Source organism: Variovorax sp. GW821-FHT09B01, from assembly GCF_059418345.1.
The window spans coordinates 235,353-250,107 of record NZ_JBWKPQ010000002.1 but is presented as its reverse complement, the minus strand read 5'-3'; the positions used below and the strand labels follow the sequence as shown (position 1 = coordinate 250,107).

The window sequence follows — 14,755 nt, the reverse complement described above, 5'->3', positions numbered from 1 at the left end:
TGTAATTTTTCGGGAGATCCGCCATGTCCCAAATCACGATCTACCTGGACGAAGAGTCCGAGAAAACAGCGCGCGCGGCAGCGGCGGCGGCGAACCTGCCCTTGAGCCGCTGGTTCGCCCTGCTGGTGGCGCGTGAAGGGCAGCGCGGCAAGAAGACCGGTTGGCAGAGCTTCTTTGCCGAAGCCGACAAGCAGAAAGCCGCCTGGGACGAATTCCCCCTGACCGAGGACATGCACAAGGACCTGCCTCCCGATACGCCGCGCGAGTCCTTGTGAAGTACCTGCTGGACACCAACACCCTCATCTACGCCTTTCGCGGCACGGGCGGTGTGCGCGTGCGCATGAATGGCACGCCCGATGCGGACATGAATCTGTGCGCCATCAATCTGTTCGAACTCGAGTTCGGTTTCGCCAAATCCGCCAACCCGGGCCCGCAGCGAGCGCTGCTCGACGAGCTGGTGCAGCGCCTGCGCGTCCTGCCGCTGGACAGCGCGAGCGCGGAATCGGCCGGACAGATCAAGGCCCACCTGCAACAGGCCGGTACGCCGATCGGCCCCTATGACCTGCTCATCGCGGGCATCGCGATGGCGCACAACCTGATCGTCGTCAGCCGCAACGTCAGCGAGTTCTCGCGCGTGCCCGGCCTGCGCGTCGAGAACTGGTATCACTGAATGACCCTTGCCCCCTCCTCCCCCGGCCTCGTCCTCCAGCGCTTCACGCCGCCGCTTCAACTCGCTGACTTCAAGCTCATCGCCTTCGACATGGACTCGACGCTGATCAGCATCGAGTGCATCGACGAGATCGCCGACGCGGTCGGCAAGAAGACCGAGGTGGCCGCGATCACCGAGGCCACGATGCGCGGCGAGATCAAGGACTTCAAGGAAAGCCTGCGTCGCCGCGTCGCGCTGCTGAAAGGCGTGCCGGTCGGCGCGCTGCAGCAGGTCTACGACGAGCGGCTCAGGCTCAACCCCGGCGCGTCCGAACTGGTGGCGGCCTGCAAGGCGGCGGGCCTCAAGGTGCTGCTGGTCTCGGGCGGCTTCACCTTCTTCGCCAACCGCGTGAAGGAACGCCTGGGCATCGACTTCGCGCGCTCGAACCTGCTCGACGAGGCCGACGGCCAGCTCACGGGCCAGGTCGCGATGCAGAGCTGGGGCGATATCTGCGACGGCGCCGAGAAGCGCCGCACCCTGCTTGAGGTGGCTTCGCTGATGGGCATCTCGGCGCAGGAATGCATCGCGGTGGGCGACGGCGCCAACGACCTGCCGATGATGGGCGAGGCCGGGCTGTCGGTGGCCTACCACGCCAAGCCCAAGGTGCGCGAGCAGGCGATGGTGGCGATCAACGAAGGCGGGCTCGACCGCCTGCTCGAGGTCGTCCGGCCCTGACCGGTCAGGCCGGGCTGCCGGCCGCCGGCGACCTGGCCGCGGTGCCCAGCAGCCGCTCGCGCATCGACGGCACCACGGTGTCGGCCGCGCGCTCGAGCTGCTCCACCAGGCCGCCCACGCCGACCGCGAAACGCGCGCCCGAGGCGCTCGAAGCCGAGCCCAGCGCGATGATGCCGATGCCCTCGGTGACCACGCCGCGCGAGAACGCATAGCCGCGCTCGCGCGTCTCCTGCACGCGCGCCTTCACGTAGTCGGCATCGACGTCCTGCCCGCCGGGCTTGAGGCGCGCATTGCTGCGATGGATGGTGCGCGCCACGTGGTCGTCGCTGCTGGCCGCGAGCAGCGCCCAGCCGGTGCCCGACATGCACAGCAGCCGGCGCGTGCCGGGCTGCACGTTGAACTGGATCGCGCGGCTGCCGAAGATCACGTGCACGTACTGCGCGTAGATGTCGTTCTCGACCGCGAGGATGGCGGTGAAGCCGGTCTCGCGCGCGATGTCGCCGAGCACGGTGAGCAGCTGCCCGCCCTGGAACATCGAGTCCATCACCCAGTCGCCGATCGAGGCCAGGCGCGGCGTGGCGAGGTAGGCGCGCAGCGAGGAGTCGTAGCGCAGGTAGCCCAGCGTGGCGACGCTCTTGAGCAGCACCTGCGCGCTCGACAGCGGGTAGCCGAGCCGCTCGGAGATCTCGCGCACCGTCACCGGCCGCCGCACCTCCCGCAGGTACTCGAGCACCTGAAACACCCGCCCCGCCGTCTTGATGACCGATTGCTCCACTTCATGTTCTCCGCGGTCCCAGCCGGCATGTTGCGCGCTCGACCGCCCGGGCCGGACCGCGCGCGATGCTACTGCAACTCGATGCCGGTGATGCCCATCAGCCGCTTCCAGCGCTCGATCTCCTCGGCCTGGTAGCGGCGCAGTTCGGGCGCCGAGGACATGATCAGTTCGGTGCCCTGCTTGCGGTAGTAGGCCTGGATCTCGGGTGTCTGCGCGGCCTTGGCGAACAGCGCGCCGAGCTGCTCGAGCGCGGCCGGCGGCGCCTTCGAACTCACGGCGGCGGCAACCCAGTTGAACGCGAGGTAGTCGGGATAGCCGGCCTCGCCGACGGTGGGCACCTCGGGCAGCACGATCGAGCGCTTGGGCGCGGTGAAGGCCAGCGGCCGCACGCGGCCCGAGCGCGCGAGCTCGTTGGCGCCGGTGGCATCGACCACCGCGAAATCGACCTCGCCCGTGAGCACCGCGTTGACGGCCTCGCCCGCGCCCTTGTAGTTGATGCCGGCGGTCTTGATCTTCGCCATTTCGTTGAACCACTCGGAGTAGAGCGTGTACGACATGGAGCCGCTCGCGTAGTTGAGCTTGCCCGGCCGCTTGCGCGCATCGGCCACGAGGTCGGCCAGCGAACGGTGGGCCGAGGCGGCCGGCACGATGACCAGGCAGGCGCCGCGCGACAGCAGCGTGATCGGCGCGAAGTCGGCGATCGGGTCGTAGGGCAGCTTGCGGAAGGTGGCGGCGTTGGTGGTCAGCGTCGAGTTGCTGCCGATGAACACCGTGTGGCCGTCGTGCGGCGGATTCAGCGCCGTCTGCACGCCGATGAAACCGTTGCCGCCGGGCTTGTTCTCCACCGTCACCGCCTGGCCCGAGAGGTCGCCGATGCTCTTGGCGAACAGGCGCGCCGTGATGTCGGTGCCGCTGCCGGGCGGGAATGGCACGATGAAGCGCATCGCGTGCGAAGGAAAGGCCTGCGCCTGCGCGCGGCCGGGCAAGCTCGCGGCACCGGCCAGCGCCGCGCCGGTGCCGAGCAGCAGCCGGCGGCGGTCGCGAGAGAAATCACTCATGGGATCGTCTCCTGGTTTCCTGTCTTCAGCGCCGCGAGCCCAAGAGCTCGCGCGCCACCACCCAGCGGTGCACCTCGCTGGGTCCTTCGTAGATGCGCATCAGCCGGGTCTCGTTGGCCATCTGCTGCAGCGGCATTTCCTTGGTCATGCCCATGGCGCCGAAGACCTGCATCGCCATGTCGATCACGTCCCAGGCCATCTCGGTGGCGTAGACCTTGATCATCGAGACCTGCGAGCGCGCCTCCTCGCCGCGGTCGATGCGCGCGGCGGCCTCGTAGGTCATGAGGCGGCAGGCGTGGATGCGGGTGGCGGCATCGGCCACGCCCCATTGCACGCTCTGGCGGTCGGACAGCAGCGCGCCGAAGGTCTTTCGCATCGGCGCGTACTCGCAGACCATGTCGAGCGCGCGCTGGGCGCGGCCGATGCACCAGGCCGCCATCTGCACGCGCCGGCTCGACAGCCGCGCCTGCATCGGCGCGAAGCCCTGCCCTTCCTGGCCCAGCAGCTGGCCGGCGCCGACGCGGCAGTCCTGCAGCCCCACCTCGTAGGTCGACACGCCGCCGAGCATCGGGATGCGGCGCTCGACGATGAAGCCCGGCGTGTCCTTGTCGACGATGAAGGCCGAGATGCCGCCGCGCGGGCCGAGCGCCTTGTCGGTCACGGCCATCACGATGGTCCAGTCGGCGCGCGCGGCGCGGCTGATCCAGATCTTGCGGCCGTTGAGCACCCAGTTGCCCTGCGCGTCGCGCTCGGCGCGCGTGCCCATCGCCGACGGATCGGCGCCCGCGCCGGGTTCGGAGATCGCGATCGCCGAGACCGTCTCGCCGCGCGCATAGGGCGCGAGGTAGCGCTCGGTCTGCGCCGCGTCGGCCGTCTTCAGCAGCATGCGCAGGTTCGGCGAATCGGGCGGCAGGTCGTAGGGCACGATGGTTTTGCCGAGTTCCTCGTTGACGCCCACCATGGCCGTCACCGGCAGGTCGGAGCCGCCGAGTTCGGCCGGCGCATCGAGCCCCCAGAGGCCGAGCTCGCGCGAGAGCGCATCGAGCCGCTCGTGCTCCTCGGGCATCAGCATCAGCTGCCCGCCCTCGGCTTCGCGTTTCAGCACCGCCGGCTCCAGCGGCAGCAGCTCGTCGCGCACGAAGCGCGCGACCAGGTCCTTGAGCATGCGGTGCTCGTCATCGAGTTCGAAGTTCATGCCCCCGCCCCTCACTCGCCGGCCACCGCGCGGTTGGCTTTGAGCCGCGCGATGGCTTCCTCGCCGAGGCCGGCCTCGCGCAGGATCTCGCTGGTGTGCTGCCCCACGGTGGGCGCCTGGCGGTACACGCGGGTCGGCGTGGCCGAGAAGCGCGCCGTGGGCCGCAGCTGGCGGATCGGTCCTTCGGTCGGATGCTGCGCGTCCTCGAACAGGCCCACGGCCTTCAGGTGCGGGTGCGCGGGCAGGTCGTCGAGCGCATAGATCGGCGTGGCCGGGATGTCCAGCTTCTCGCACAGCGCCATCCACTCGGCCGTGGTCTTCAGCGGCGACAGCTCGCGCAGGTGGCCGTAGAGCGCGCGCACCTGCGCATTGCGCTCCTGCCGGTTGGCGATGCTGTAGCGCTCGGCCAGCTCGGGCCGGCCGACCTCGACGAAGAAGGCCTGCCAGTGGCGCTCGGTGTAGGGCAGCATGCTGATCCAGCCGTCGCGCGTGCGCGCCGGCTTGCGTCCGCCCTCGAGCAGCCGCGGATAGCCGGCCTTCACCGCCGAGCCCTGGAAGGTCATGCCGCCCATGTGCTCGGCCAGCACGAAGGCCGCCATGGTCTCGAGCATCGGCACCTCGACGTACTGGCCCTGCCCGCTGCGCTCGCGGTGCAGCAGCGCGGCCAGCACCGCGTTGCAGACCGCGAGGCCGGTGGTCTTGTCGGCGATCAGGCTGGGCGTGTAGTCGGGCTGCTCGCGTCCCACCGAGCCCACGCCCACCAGGCCGCAGGCGGCCTGGATGATGTCGTCGAAGGCCGGCTTGTCGCGGTGCGGGCCGTCCTGGCCGAAGCCGGTGGCGGCGCAATACACCACCTTGGGGTTGAGCTTCGCCACCGCCTCGTAGCCGAGCCCGAGGCGCTCGACCGCGGCCACGCGCATGTTGTGCACCACCACGTCCACCTGCGGGATCAGCGCGCGCAGCGCGGCCACGCCCTCGGGTGACTTGAGGTCGACCGCGAGCGAGCGCTTGTTGCGGTTCACGGCCAGGAAGATCGAGCTCATGCCCGGGTGCTGCGAGATGCCGTTGGCGCGCATCATGTCGCCCTCGGGCGGCTCGACCTTGATCACGTCGGCGCCGTAGTCGGCCAGCATCTGGGTGGCCAGCGGGCCGAGCACCACGGCCGTGAGGTCGAGCACGCGGATGCCCTTGAGGGGGCCCGAGGGCGCGTTGGAAGTCGTATCGGTCATAGAGAAGAAAGAAGAGGAAATCAGTTGGGCAGGCCCACGAGATGCCGCGCCATCACCACGCGCTGGATCTGGCCGGTGCCCTCGACGATGTCGAGCGCCTTCACGTCGCGAAACAGCTTCTCGATCAGGTGGTCGCCGCGGCCGCCTGCCAGGCCCAGCACCTCCATCGCGAAGCTCGTGGCCTCGAAGGCGGCCGGCGGCGCGAGCGCCTTCGAGGCCGAGGCCTCGAGCATGTTGGGCTGGCGCCGGTCGGCCAGCCAGGCGGCACGCAGCGCCATCAGCAGCGCGGCCTTGAGCTTGCGGCGCGAACGCTCGAGCCGGTCGCGCAGCCGCAGGTCGGAGGCCAGGCCCTGGGCCTGCATGAAGGCCGCGGCCTCGTCGAGCGCGGCGCGGCCGATGCCCACCGCCATGCCGGCGATGGCCGGGCGGCCCGCGTTGAAGGTGTTCATCGCGCCCTTGAAGCCGCCCGAGCGCTGCTCGTAGTAGGCCTCGCCGCCGAGCAGGTTGGCCGCCGGCACGCGGCAGCCCGAGAGGAAGAAGGAGGTCGACTCGTAGGCCTTCAGGCCCATCTTCTTCTCGATGCGGAAGTCGCCGAAGCCCGGCGTGCCGCGCTCGACCACGAAGGCGCGGTGGCCCGCGCGGCCCAGCGCCGGATCGATGGTGGCGAACACCACGGTCCATTCGGCGCGGCCCGAGTTGCCCGAGAAGGACTTGGCGCCGTCGAGCACCCAGTGGTCGCCGTCGCGCCGCGCGCGGGTCTTGATGTTGGCCACGTCGGAGCCGCCCGAGGGCTCGGTCATCGCGAAGGCACCCCAGATCGGGCGCTGCGGATTCACGAAGGGCGAGAGAAAGCGCTGCTTCTGCTCGGGCGTGCCCATCGAGAGGATCGGCGGTTCGCCCAGGCCCGGGCCCGGCAGCGCGACGCCGATGCCGCGGTCCCAGTAGGCGCCCTCCTCGGCCAGCAGCACCTGGGCCACGGCCGAGCCGGCCTTGTTGGGCGCGGGCGCATCCGCGCCGTCGGGTGCCGCGTCGGCCGCGCGCCAGCGCGTGCAGCCGAAGCCCTCGGCCAGCATGCGCACGAAGAAGGGGTCGTCCACCGGCAGCGGCGCGCCCGCGCGGTCGGCGCGCCAGCCCGCGGGCCGCATCTCGTCGCGCCCGAGGCGGCGCAGGGTCTGCAGGCGGGACTGGTCGTCCGCGCTGATCGAAAAATCCATCTCAGGCTCCCTGGGTCGTTGCGTCGGTGGTGGCAAGAAAGTCGATCGGCGCGGCGATCGCGGCCGGCAGCGCGTCGTCGCGCGCGGCATCGGCGCCGCCGAGCAGCAAACCCAGCGCGCGCAGTTCGCGCAGCTGCTTCTCCACCGGGTAATCGCGCATGAAGCCCGCGCCGCCGAGGATCTGCACCGCGTTGGCGCCGATGAAGACCGCGTTCTCGATCGCCTCGATCAGCGCCGTGGCCGCGGCCTCGCGCGCGGGCCGGCCGGCATCGAGCCGCCAGGCGGCCTCGTGCAGCAGCTGGCGCGCGGCATCCACCGCGCTGTGCATGTCGACGATCAGGAAGGCCAGCGCCTGGTGGTGCGCGATCGGCTTGCCGAAGGCGACGCGTTCGAGCGCGTAGCGGCGCGAGTAGTCGGCCGCCGCATGCATCTGGCCGACCAGCAGCGCCGCGAGCTGCACGCGCGCATGGGCCAGCGCGAGCGCGGCGGCCGCGGGGTCGGTCCACGCGGCCTCGACCGGCGCGCGGTCCACGCGCAGCTCGCTCGCGCCCGCGGCACGCAGGCCGGCACCGGGCACTTCGGTGAGCACGATGCCCTGCGTGACCAGGCGCAGCCCGTCGCGGCTCAGCACCGCGAGCAGGTCGATGCGGTCGGTCGGCAGCCAGGCCCCGTGGCCGCTCAGCGCATCGCCGTCGCTCGTCCACTGGCCGCGCGCATCGAACACCAGCGCCGCGCGCGCATCGGGCCGCGCCAGCAGCGGCTGCAGATGGCGCTGCAATGCCGCCTCGCCGCCAAAGGCCAGCAGCGCCTGCGCGACCGCGCCGATCGGCTGTAGCGCCAGCGCCGCGCCGGGGCAGCCGGCCGCAAGCCGCTCGGTCACCAGCACGCGCGCGAGCGCGCCGAGGCCGGCACCGCCCGCGGACTCCGGCCAGTCGATGCGGTCGAAACCGATCTGGGCCGCCTCGCGCCGCAGGGCCTCGGGCAGCGCGCGCTGCGCCTCGAAGGCGCGCTGCGAGGGCAACAACTGTTCGTCGGAAAAACGCTGGGCCGTCTCGGCCACCAGCGCGAGTTCTTCATCGAGTGCGAAATCGATCATGGCGTGCTCCGGCGCGGCTCAATGGCGTCCGAAGACGGGATCGCGGCGCTGCGCCATCGCGGCCACGCCCTCGCGGAAGTCCTGGGTCTGGAAGTGCTGGCGCTGCTCACCGGCCTCGCGCTCGACCGCGGCACGCACCGCCTCGACCAGCCCGGCGCGCAGGCTCGCGCGCGTCGACTCGACCGCGATCGGCGCCGAGATCGCGATCTCCTCGGCCAGCGCCTGGGCGCGCTCGCGCACCTGGTCCTGCGGCGCCAGCTCGTCGACCAGGCCGATGCGCAACGCCTCGGCGCCGTCGATGCGGCGGCCGGTGTAGAGCAGCAGCGCGGCCTGCTGCGCGCCGACCAGGCGCGGCAACGTGTGGCTCAGCGCGAAGCCCGGATGGAAGCCCAGGCGCGCGAAGTTGGCGCTGAAGCGCGCCTCGGCGCAGGCGACGCGGAAATCGGCCACCAGCGCGAGCCCCAGCCCGCCGCCCACGGCCGGCCCCTGCACCGCCGCGATCACCGGCTTGGTCACCGCGAACAGCCGGATCGCCTGCCGGTAGAGCTCGCCCGGGTCGCGCCGCTCGCCGGCCGCGGGCGTGGGCGACGAGAAATCGGCGCCCGCGCAGAAGGAGCGCCCTTGCGCCGCCAGCACGATGGCGCGGCATGCCGGGTCGGCCTGCAGCGACTCGAAGGCCTCGGCCAGCGCCGAGATCAGCGCGAGGTCGAAGAAGTTGTGGGGCGGCCGGCACATCTCCACCGTGGCCGTGTGGCCGGCGCGGTGGATCGAGAGGTCGGACGGATTCGCTGCTGTGCTCATGGGACTCCTGTCTGGCTGTTCTTTTTCAACGATATAACAGATACATGTTTTTTAAAAGCACATATGTATTATTATTTGGCCAGCCCGAAGCCCGGGCAGGTCGGCGAACGACCGGTTCAGTCACGAACTCAGGAGCAAAAAAGATGGAGACAAGCAGGCGCCGGCTGTTGCTGGCATTGGCGGGTACGGCGGGCGCGGCGGTGGCGGGACCGGCCTTCGCGCAGGGCACGGCCTTTCCGACGCGGCCGATCAAGATCGTGGTGCCGTTCACGCCCGGCAGCGGCTCGGACAATTCGGCGCGCTACTTCGGCGACCAGCTCGCCGCGCAGCTCGGCCAGGCGGTGGTGGTCGAGAACAAGCCCGGCGCCAACGGCATCATCGCGCTGCAGCAGGTGAAGAACGCGCCGGCCGACGGCTACATGCTGCTGCTGGCGAGCAACTCGCCGATGGCCGTGAACCCGCTGACCATCAAGGACCTGGGCTACGACTCGGTGAAGGACTACAAGCCGGTGTCGGGCCTGACGCGCGGCATGAACGTGGTGGTGGTCTCGAACGATTCGCCGTTCGCGAGCATCGAGGCGCTGCTGGCCGCCAGCAAGAGCAAGTCGCTCACCGTCGGCACCTACTCCGCGGGCTACCAGCTCGCGGCCGCCTGGCTCGCCAACGTGGCCGGCGGCGACTTCACCAACGTGCCCTACAAGGGGCAGGCGCCGATCATGACCGACGTGATCGGCAACCAGCTCGACTTCGCGCTGGTCGACCTCGGCGGCGCGATGCCGCTGATCAAGGGCGGCAAACTGCGCCCGCTCGCGGTCTCGGGCGAAGCGCGCAACCCCGACCTGCCCAACGTGCCGACGATCCGCGAGAAGGGCTTCAACGAGTACGTGCAGTACAGCTGGGTGTCGTTCTACGTGCGCTCGCAGACGCCCGACGACATCACCGCGAAACTCGCCGAGGCGCTGCAGAAGACGCTGGCCACCGAGGACGCGCGCGCCTTCGTGCGCAAGTCGGGCGCCGAGCTCATGCCCTACCCGCCCGAGAAGATGCAGCGCTTCCACCTCGAGGAGATCGCACGCTTCCGCAAGATCGCGGCCATCGCCAACATCAAGCCCGAGTGACCCAGAATGGCGACATGAACCAAGCCGTCCCCTCGTCCGAAGCCCCCCTCTACAACGCGCCGGCGCTGGTCGCCTATGCCGATGCCCTGCTGCAGAAGTGCGGCCTCGCCGCGCCGATGGCCGCGAGCGTGGCGCGCACGCTGGTCGAGGGCGACCTGCTGGGTCACGACACCCACGGCCTCGCGCTGCTCGCGGGCTATGCGAGGGAGCTCGAGGCGGGCGGCATGGCGCGCGAGGGTGCGCCCGAGGTGCTGTCGGACCGCCCCGCCGCCGTGCTGTGGGACGGCCGGCGCCTGCCCGGCCCCTGGCTCATGGAGCAAGGCCTCGACCTGCTGATCCCGCGCGCCCGCGAACTCGGCACCGCCTCGCTGGTGATCCGCCGCAGCCACCACATCGCCTGCCTCGCCGTCTACATGCTGCGCGCGCTGCAGGAGGACATGCTGATGCTGCTGGCCTGCTCCGACCCCAACACCGCGAGCGTCGCGCCCTTCGGCGGCACGCAGGCCGTGTTCACCCCCAACCCGCTGGCGCTGGGCTTCGGGCTCTCGCAGGGCGGCGTGATGGTCGACATCTCGGCCTCCATCACCACCAACGGCATGAGCAACCGCAAGCGCGCGGCCGGCGAGACCTTCGCCGAGCAGTGGCTGATCGATGCGCAGGGCCGGCCCTCGAACGATCCGCAGGTGCTGTTCGACAGCCCGCCCGGCACCTTGCTGCCGGTGGGCGGCCTGAGCCATGGCCACAAGGGCTACGGCATGGCGCTGCTGGTCGAGGCGCTGACCGGCGGCCTCGCGGGCCACGGCCGCGCCGACCCGCCCGAGGGCTGGGGCGCGACCGTGCACCTCACGCTGCACGACCTGCATGCCTTCGGCGGCAAGGCGGCCTTCCTGCGGCAAATGGACGAGGTCGCCGAACGCTGCCGCGGCAATGCGCCCATCGACCCGGCGAAGCCGGTGCGGCTGCCGGGCGAAGGCGGGTTGAAGCGTCGGGAGGCGCAATCGAGGGACGGGGTGCGGCTGCACCCGTCGATCGCGCGTTCGCTGCAGGAGGTGGAGCAGCGGCACGGCCTGCGGCTGGCGCAGGCGCTGGCCCGATGACCTAGGCGGCGGGAGTGACGCGCACGGCCGTCACCTCCAGGGCTTCGCCCAGCCGCAGCTTGCGCATCAGGTCCATCGCCGCCAGCCGTTCGGCGGGCGGCAATGCCTCCTTCAGGCCGAAGGCATCGGACAGCTCGTCGACCTCGTGTTCCCCGGTCACGCCGGTGAGCTCGCGCACCTCGAAGCCGATCGACGCGAGGAAGGGCAGCAAGGCCTCCTCGGTGAAGTAGTGGAGATGGAACGGCGGCGCGAACCACTTCCATCGGTCGAGCCGTCGCTGCGCGACCAGTCCACCCCAGCAGGGCACCGCGATGTCGAGCACGCCGCCCGGCAGCAGCAGGTCATGGATGCGCCGCAGCGCCGCATAGGGATCGGGCATGTGCTCGAGTGCGTGAAAGCTCACCACCGCGTTCGCGCGCGGCAGGGACAGGGCCGCATCGGACAGGGTGCCGCAATAGCCGCGCCCTCCATTGGCGTTGAGAAACGCGATCCCTTCGGGCGAGGGGTCGACGCCGATGCAGTCGTACCCGAGCTTTCCGAGCTCCAGCATGACCAGACCGTGCATGCAGCCGACCTCGATCACGGTGGCATCGCCGGGCTGGCCGAATCGCTCGAGGATGCGGGCAATGTGCCGGGCATGGTTGGCCTTGTCCGACGGATCAGCCCGGTAGCGTGCCACATCGTCGTCGCCGATGTCGGTGAAGGCGTTTCGGGCGCCATAGATGGCCGCCAGTTCCTCGTTGGACGGCAGCGGCCACATCAGTTGCGCCTTGCAGCCCGAGCACTTGACCAGGTCGCCGTGGTAGTGCTTGAACATCTTGAGCGCCTCATGGCCGCCGCACGCAGGACAGGTGAACGGCGCCCGCAGGCCCAGGGATTCCAGGCCGCCGTGGGCGTGGGCGAGATCCCGCTCGAGCGATGCCAACCGCATCGCGCCGTCGGCAAGGGTGGCTTCGAGCTGATCGATCCGCAGCGTCTTCGCGCCGATCTCGGCCAGGCCGGCGTCGATATCGGCGCGCGCCGCCTGCGCGGTCGACGTTCGCTGCATGGTGTAGCCGAGTGCTCCCAGGAATGACTTCGCCGCCGTCTTGATCATGCAATGCCCCGTGTCGACCGTGGAGGGGGAAGGCGATGCCGGTCATCGCCCGTCGAACCGGTTTTCTACCACCGGGCGCCAGGAGGGCCTTGCCTCCATGCGCGCTCGATACCCGTAGGACTATTCAGCGTCGGACGGGGCGGCCTCGCCCGCAGGCCGCGCCTTGCGCGTGGCCGGCTTCGCGAGGATCTCGAGGTAGAACTGCTTGCCGCCCTCGGCCACCACGTGGTCGATGCTGGCGGTGATGGCCGACAGGTGGATGGTCTCGGCGTTGTCGGCGGTGCTGCCGAAGCGGCAATCGAAGTCCCAGAAATCGGCGCCGGCTGGCAGTGCATGGCCGCGCTCGCGCTTGATGTACTTGCGGATTTCGTGCTTGATGGCTTCGAGGAGGCGGTCGGGGTGCTTGCCCTCGACCTGAAGCTGGAAGGTTTTTCTCATGGGTGATGGTAACCAATGCCCCGCCGCGCCACTGTGTACAGTCGGCGGCTCAACGGAAAGCAGGTGAAAGACATGGCGCGCGCGAACGACTGGGCAAGCAAGGTGATGGCATTGATCAACGGCGGCAATCCCACCGCGGCCATCGCGCAGATCAAGGTCGCGCCCTCGGTCAAGGACCTGAAGGCGCTGCAGACCATCATGACGCTCTCGAAGATGAAAGGCCGCTATCCGAACGTGGATGCGGCCATTGCGGACAACCTGGCGCTGCTCGCGGCGCCCCGGCTGCACCGCTCGCCCTGACAGCCGGCTCTACAGCGCCTGGCCGAGGCGCTTGACGCCCTCTTCGATCTTCGCCACGTCGGCGGTCGCGAAGCTCAGGCGCAGGGTCGCCACGTCGGGGTTCTCGGCATAGAACGGCGCGCCGGGCACGAAGGCAACCAGCTTCTCGATCGCGCGCTTGGCGAGTTCGTTGGCGTTGGCCAGCTTGCCGTTGGCGCCCGTGAGACGGGCCCAGAAGAACAGGCCGCCATTGGGCTGGGTGAAGCTCACCGCGTCGCCGAGTTCGCGCTGCAGCGCCTGGCCCATGGCCTTGGCGCGCTGGCCGTAGACCTCGCGCACATGCGCCAGCGTGGCCGGCATGCGACCGCTCTTGAGGTACTGGGCCGCGGTGGCTTGCGAGAAGGTGCTGGTGTGGGCGTCGCTGAACTGCTTGCACATGGTGGCCTTGGCCAGCAGTTCGGCCGGCGCGATCATCCAGCCGATGCGCAGGCCCGGGCTCAGCACCTTGCTGAGGCTGCCGCAATGGGCCAGCAGCTCGCGGCTGCCGGGCACGTCCTTGCTCAGGGCCATGATCGACGGGGGCGGCGCCTCGCCGAAGTACAGGTCGCCATAGGGATCGTCCTCGACGATCAGCGTCTGGTACTTGACGGCCAGCTCGAGCACCTTCTTGCGGCGCTCCAGGCTCAGCATCGCGCCGCTGGGATTGCCGAAGGTGGGGATCAGGTAGACGAACTTGGGCTTGTGCTCGGCGATTAGCTTCTCGAGCTCGTCGGTCTTCACGCCGTTGGCGTCGATCGGCGCGCTGATGAGCTGTGCGCCGTAGAGGCGGAAGCACTGGATGGTGGCGAGGAAGGTCGGGCCCTCGACGATCACCTTGTCGCCGGGCGAAATCATGGTCTTGCCCAGCAGGTCGAGCGCCTGCTGGCTGCCGGTGGTAACGATCAGGCCGCTGGGGTCGACCTCGACGCCCTTGGTCTTCATGAAGGCGCTGAGCTGGGCGCGCAGCGGCTCATAGCCTTCGGTGGCGCCGTACTGCAGCGCGCCGCCGGCCTCCTCGGTGAGTGCCTTCTGGCTCGCCTCCTTGAGGCCCTCGACGTCGAACATCGCGCTGTCGGGGAAGCCGCCCGCGAAGCTGATGATGCCGGGCTTGCCCAGCAGCTTGAAGAGTTCGCGGATGGCGGAGGTTTCGACGTTGTCGAGGCGGGAGGCGAATTGCATGGTCAGTCTCACTTTCTGGCCGCCATTGTGGCGAAAGCCGCGGGAAATTAAGTTGCGTAGGTCATTCCCGTTTCAGCGATATATTGCGCCTGCCTTTCCGTCGCCCCATGAAAAAAGAAAACATCGCGCCCTTCTTCGCCGTCCTGCAGGCCGCCAACCCCACGCCCGAGACCGAACTCGAATACGACACGCCCTTCGAGCTGCTGGCCGCCGTGCTGCTGTCGGCGCAGGCCACCGACGTGGGCGTGAACAAGGCGACGCGCAAGTTGTTCCCCGTGGCCAACACGCCGCAGGCGATCCTCGACCTCGGCGTCGAGGGCCTGGAGGGCTACATCAAGACCATCGGCCTGTACCGCAGCAAGGCCAAGCACCTGATCGAGGCCTGCCGCATGCTGGTCGAGCAGCACGGCGGCGAGGTGCCGCGCACGCGCGCCGAGCTCGAGGCCCTGCCCGGCGTGGGCCGCAAGACCGCCAACGTGGTGCTCAACGTGGCTTTCGGCGAAGCCACGATCGCGGTCGACACCCACATCTTCCGCCTCGGCAACCGCACAGGGCTGGCGCCGGGCAAAAACCCGTTGGAGGTCGAGCTCAAGCTCGAGAAACGCGTGCCGCTCGAATACCGGCTGCATGCGCACCACTGGCTGATCCTGCACGGGCGTTATGTCTGCGTGGCGCGCACGCCGCGCTGCTGGGACTGCGCGGTGTCGACCTACTGCGACTACAAGCCGAAGACGCCCGCGCCCAAGCGCTGAGCCTG

General features: G+C 69.9%; 17 protein-coding genes. 7 read left to right on the top strand and 10 right to left on the bottom strand.

The window, feature by feature from the left end:
* Positions 1-23: 23 nt before the first annotated feature.
* The 3 genes from AC07RV_RS08335 to serB are packed head-to-tail and all read left to right on the top strand — an operon-like array spanning position 24 to position 1,384.
* Positions 24-275, top strand: coding sequence for a CopG family transcriptional regulator (locus AC07RV_RS08335; protein ID WP_143129128.1), 252 nt, complete (start codon positions 24-26; stop codon positions 273-275).
* Positions 272-670 carry a type II toxin-antitoxin system VapC family toxin gene (locus AC07RV_RS08330; RefSeq protein WP_296776615.1) on the top strand — a complete coding sequence of 133 codons (399 nt, stop codon included), beginning with the start codon at positions 272-274 and terminating at the stop codon, positions 668-670. Before AC07RV_RS08335 ends, AC07RV_RS08330 begins: the two co-directional genes overlap by 4 nt.
* Complete coding sequence (gene serB, locus AC07RV_RS08325; protein WP_296776618.1) at positions 671-1,384, top strand: phosphoserine phosphatase SerB; 714 nt, start codon at positions 671-673, stop codon at positions 1,382-1,384. It begins immediately after the preceding gene.
* A 4-nt stretch (positions 1,385-1,388) separates the two neighbouring features.
* Here serB and AC07RV_RS08320 read toward each other — a convergent pair whose 3' ends face one another.
* From AC07RV_RS08320 to AC07RV_RS08290, 7 genes are all read right to left on the bottom strand, one after another.
* Positions 1,389-2,159, bottom strand: a complete 771-nt coding sequence (locus tag AC07RV_RS08320) for an IclR family transcriptional regulator (protein ID WP_057591639.1) — start codon at positions 2,157-2,159, stop codon at positions 1,389-1,391.
* A gap of 68 nt (positions 2,160-2,227) precedes the next feature.
* Positions 2,228-3,217: a Bug family tripartite tricarboxylate transporter substrate binding protein gene (locus tag AC07RV_RS08315; protein WP_296776620.1), complete on the bottom strand. Its 990-nt coding sequence runs from the start codon at positions 3,215-3,217 to the stop codon at positions 2,228-2,230.
* Positions 3,218-3,242: 25 nt separating this feature from the next.
* Positions 3,243-4,412 carry an acyl-CoA dehydrogenase family protein gene (locus AC07RV_RS08310; protein WP_296776622.1) on the bottom strand — a complete coding sequence of 390 codons (1,170 nt, stop codon included), beginning with the start codon at positions 4,410-4,412 and terminating at the stop codon, positions 3,243-3,245.
* A gap of 11 nt (positions 4,413-4,423) precedes the next feature.
* Positions 4,424-5,641 (bottom strand): CaiB/BaiF CoA transferase family protein, encoded by a 1,218-nt coding sequence (locus AC07RV_RS08305; protein WP_296776625.1) that lies wholly within the window; start codon positions 5,639-5,641, stop codon positions 4,424-4,426.
* Positions 5,642-5,661: 20 nt separating this feature from the next.
* On the bottom strand, positions 5,662-6,855 hold the full coding sequence (locus AC07RV_RS08300; RefSeq protein WP_296776628.1) for an acyl-CoA dehydrogenase family protein: 1,194 nt from the start codon (positions 6,853-6,855) through the stop codon (positions 5,662-5,664).
* 1 nt (position 6,856) lies between these two features.
* Complete coding sequence (locus AC07RV_RS08295; RefSeq protein ID WP_296776631.1) at positions 6,857-7,951, bottom strand: acyl-CoA dehydrogenase family protein; 1,095 nt, start codon at positions 7,949-7,951, stop codon at positions 6,857-6,859.
* Between the two features lie 18 nt (positions 7,952-7,969).
* A complete protein-coding gene (locus tag AC07RV_RS08290) occupies positions 7,970-8,752 on the bottom strand; it encodes an enoyl-CoA hydratase/isomerase family protein (protein WP_208510867.1) in 783 nt (260 codons plus the stop codon).
* A 143-nt stretch (positions 8,753-8,895) separates the two neighbouring features.
* On the opposite strand from AC07RV_RS08290, the gene AC07RV_RS08285 reads away from it, so the two are divergent.
* Together AC07RV_RS08285 and AC07RV_RS08280 are read left to right on the top strand one after the other, a co-directional pair.
* Complete coding sequence (locus AC07RV_RS08285; protein WP_296776637.1) at positions 8,896-9,870, top strand: tripartite tricarboxylate transporter substrate binding protein; 975 nt, start codon at positions 8,896-8,898, stop codon at positions 9,868-9,870.
* A gap of 14 nt (positions 9,871-9,884) precedes the next feature.
* Positions 9,885-10,967 carry an Ldh family oxidoreductase gene (locus tag AC07RV_RS08280; RefSeq protein ID WP_296776639.1) on the top strand — a complete coding sequence of 361 codons (1,083 nt, stop codon included), beginning with the start codon at positions 9,885-9,887 and terminating at the stop codon, positions 10,965-10,967.
* Between the two features lies 1 nt (position 10,968).
* On the opposite strand, the gene AC07RV_RS08275 is transcribed toward AC07RV_RS08280, so the two are convergent.
* Positions 10,969-12,063: a class I SAM-dependent methyltransferase gene (locus tag AC07RV_RS08275; protein ID WP_296776642.1), complete on the bottom strand. Its 1,095-nt coding sequence runs from the start codon at positions 12,061-12,063 to the stop codon at positions 10,969-10,971.
* A gap of 120 nt (positions 12,064-12,183) precedes the next feature.
* Complete coding sequence (locus AC07RV_RS08270) at positions 12,184-12,501, bottom strand: DUF6172 family protein (RefSeq protein ID WP_296776644.1); 318 nt, start codon at positions 12,499-12,501, stop codon at positions 12,184-12,186.
* Between the two features lie 72 nt (positions 12,502-12,573).
* On the opposite strand from AC07RV_RS08270, the gene AC07RV_RS08265 reads away from it, so the two are divergent.
* A complete protein-coding gene (locus AC07RV_RS08265) occupies positions 12,574-12,801 on the top strand; it encodes a hypothetical protein (protein ID WP_093342309.1) in 228 nt (75 codons plus the stop codon).
* A 9-nt stretch (positions 12,802-12,810) separates the two neighbouring features.
* Here AC07RV_RS08265 and AC07RV_RS08260 read toward each other — a convergent pair whose 3' ends face one another.
* The gene (locus AC07RV_RS08260) at positions 12,811-13,998 is read right to left on the bottom strand and encodes an aminotransferase-like domain-containing protein (protein WP_208510862.1); all 1,188 of its coding nucleotides are present in this window, start codon (positions 13,996-13,998) and stop codon (positions 12,811-12,813) included.
* Between the two features lie 107 nt (positions 13,999-14,105).
* On the opposite strand from AC07RV_RS08260, the gene nth reads away from it, so the two are divergent.
* Complete coding sequence (gene nth, locus AC07RV_RS08255; RefSeq protein ID WP_296776647.1) at positions 14,106-14,750, top strand: endonuclease III; 645 nt, start codon at positions 14,106-14,108, stop codon at positions 14,748-14,750.
* The last annotated feature ends 5 nt before the right edge of the window (positions 14,751-14,755 follow it).

Coding starts and splice junctions, on each gene's coding strand:
- AC07RV_RS08315 (WP_296776620.1), bottom strand. CDS start 3,217: ATGAGTGATTTCTCTCGCGACCGCCGCCGGCTGCTGCTCGGCACCGGC.
- AC07RV_RS08335 (WP_143129128.1), top strand. CDS start 24: ATGTCCCAAATCACGATCTACCTGGACGAAGAGTCCGAGAAAACAGCG.
- AC07RV_RS08285 (WP_296776637.1), top strand. CDS start 8,896: ATGGAGACAAGCAGGCGCCGGCTGTTGCTGGCATTGGCGGGTACGGCG.
- nth (WP_296776647.1), top strand. CDS start 14,106: ATGAAAAAAGAAAACATCGCGCCCTTCTTCGCCGTCCTGCAGGCCGCC.
- AC07RV_RS08305 (WP_296776625.1), bottom strand. CDS start 5,641: ATGACCGATACGACTTCCAACGCGCCCTCGGGCCCCCTCAAGGGCATC.
- AC07RV_RS08280 (WP_296776639.1), top strand. CDS start 9,885: ATGAACCAAGCCGTCCCCTCGTCCGAAGCCCCCCTCTACAACGCGCCG.
- AC07RV_RS08290 (WP_208510867.1), bottom strand. CDS start 8,752: ATGAGCACAGCAGCGAATCCGTCCGACCTCTCGATCCACCGCGCCGGC.
- AC07RV_RS08265 (WP_093342309.1), top strand. CDS start 12,574: ATGGCGCGCGCGAACGACTGGGCAAGCAAGGTGATGGCATTGATCAAC.
- AC07RV_RS08295 (WP_296776631.1), bottom strand. CDS start 7,951: ATGATCGATTTCGCACTCGATGAAGAACTCGCGCTGGTGGCCGAGACG.
- serB (WP_296776618.1), top strand. CDS start 671: ATGACCCTTGCCCCCTCCTCCCCCGGCCTCGTCCTCCAGCGCTTCACG.
- AC07RV_RS08260 (WP_208510862.1), bottom strand. CDS start 13,998: ATGCAATTCGCCTCCCGCCTCGACAACGTCGAAACCTCCGCCATCCGC.
- AC07RV_RS08270 (WP_296776644.1), bottom strand. CDS start 12,501: ATGAGAAAAACCTTCCAGCTTCAGGTCGAGGGCAAGCACCCCGACCGC.
- AC07RV_RS08310 (WP_296776622.1), bottom strand. CDS start 4,412: ATGAACTTCGAACTCGATGACGAGCACCGCATGCTCAAGGACCTGGTC.
- AC07RV_RS08275 (WP_296776642.1), bottom strand. CDS start 12,063: ATGATCAAGACGGCGGCGAAGTCATTCCTGGGAGCACTCGGCTACACC.
- AC07RV_RS08300 (WP_296776628.1), bottom strand. CDS start 6,855: ATGGATTTTTCGATCAGCGCGGACGACCAGTCCCGCCTGCAGACCCTG.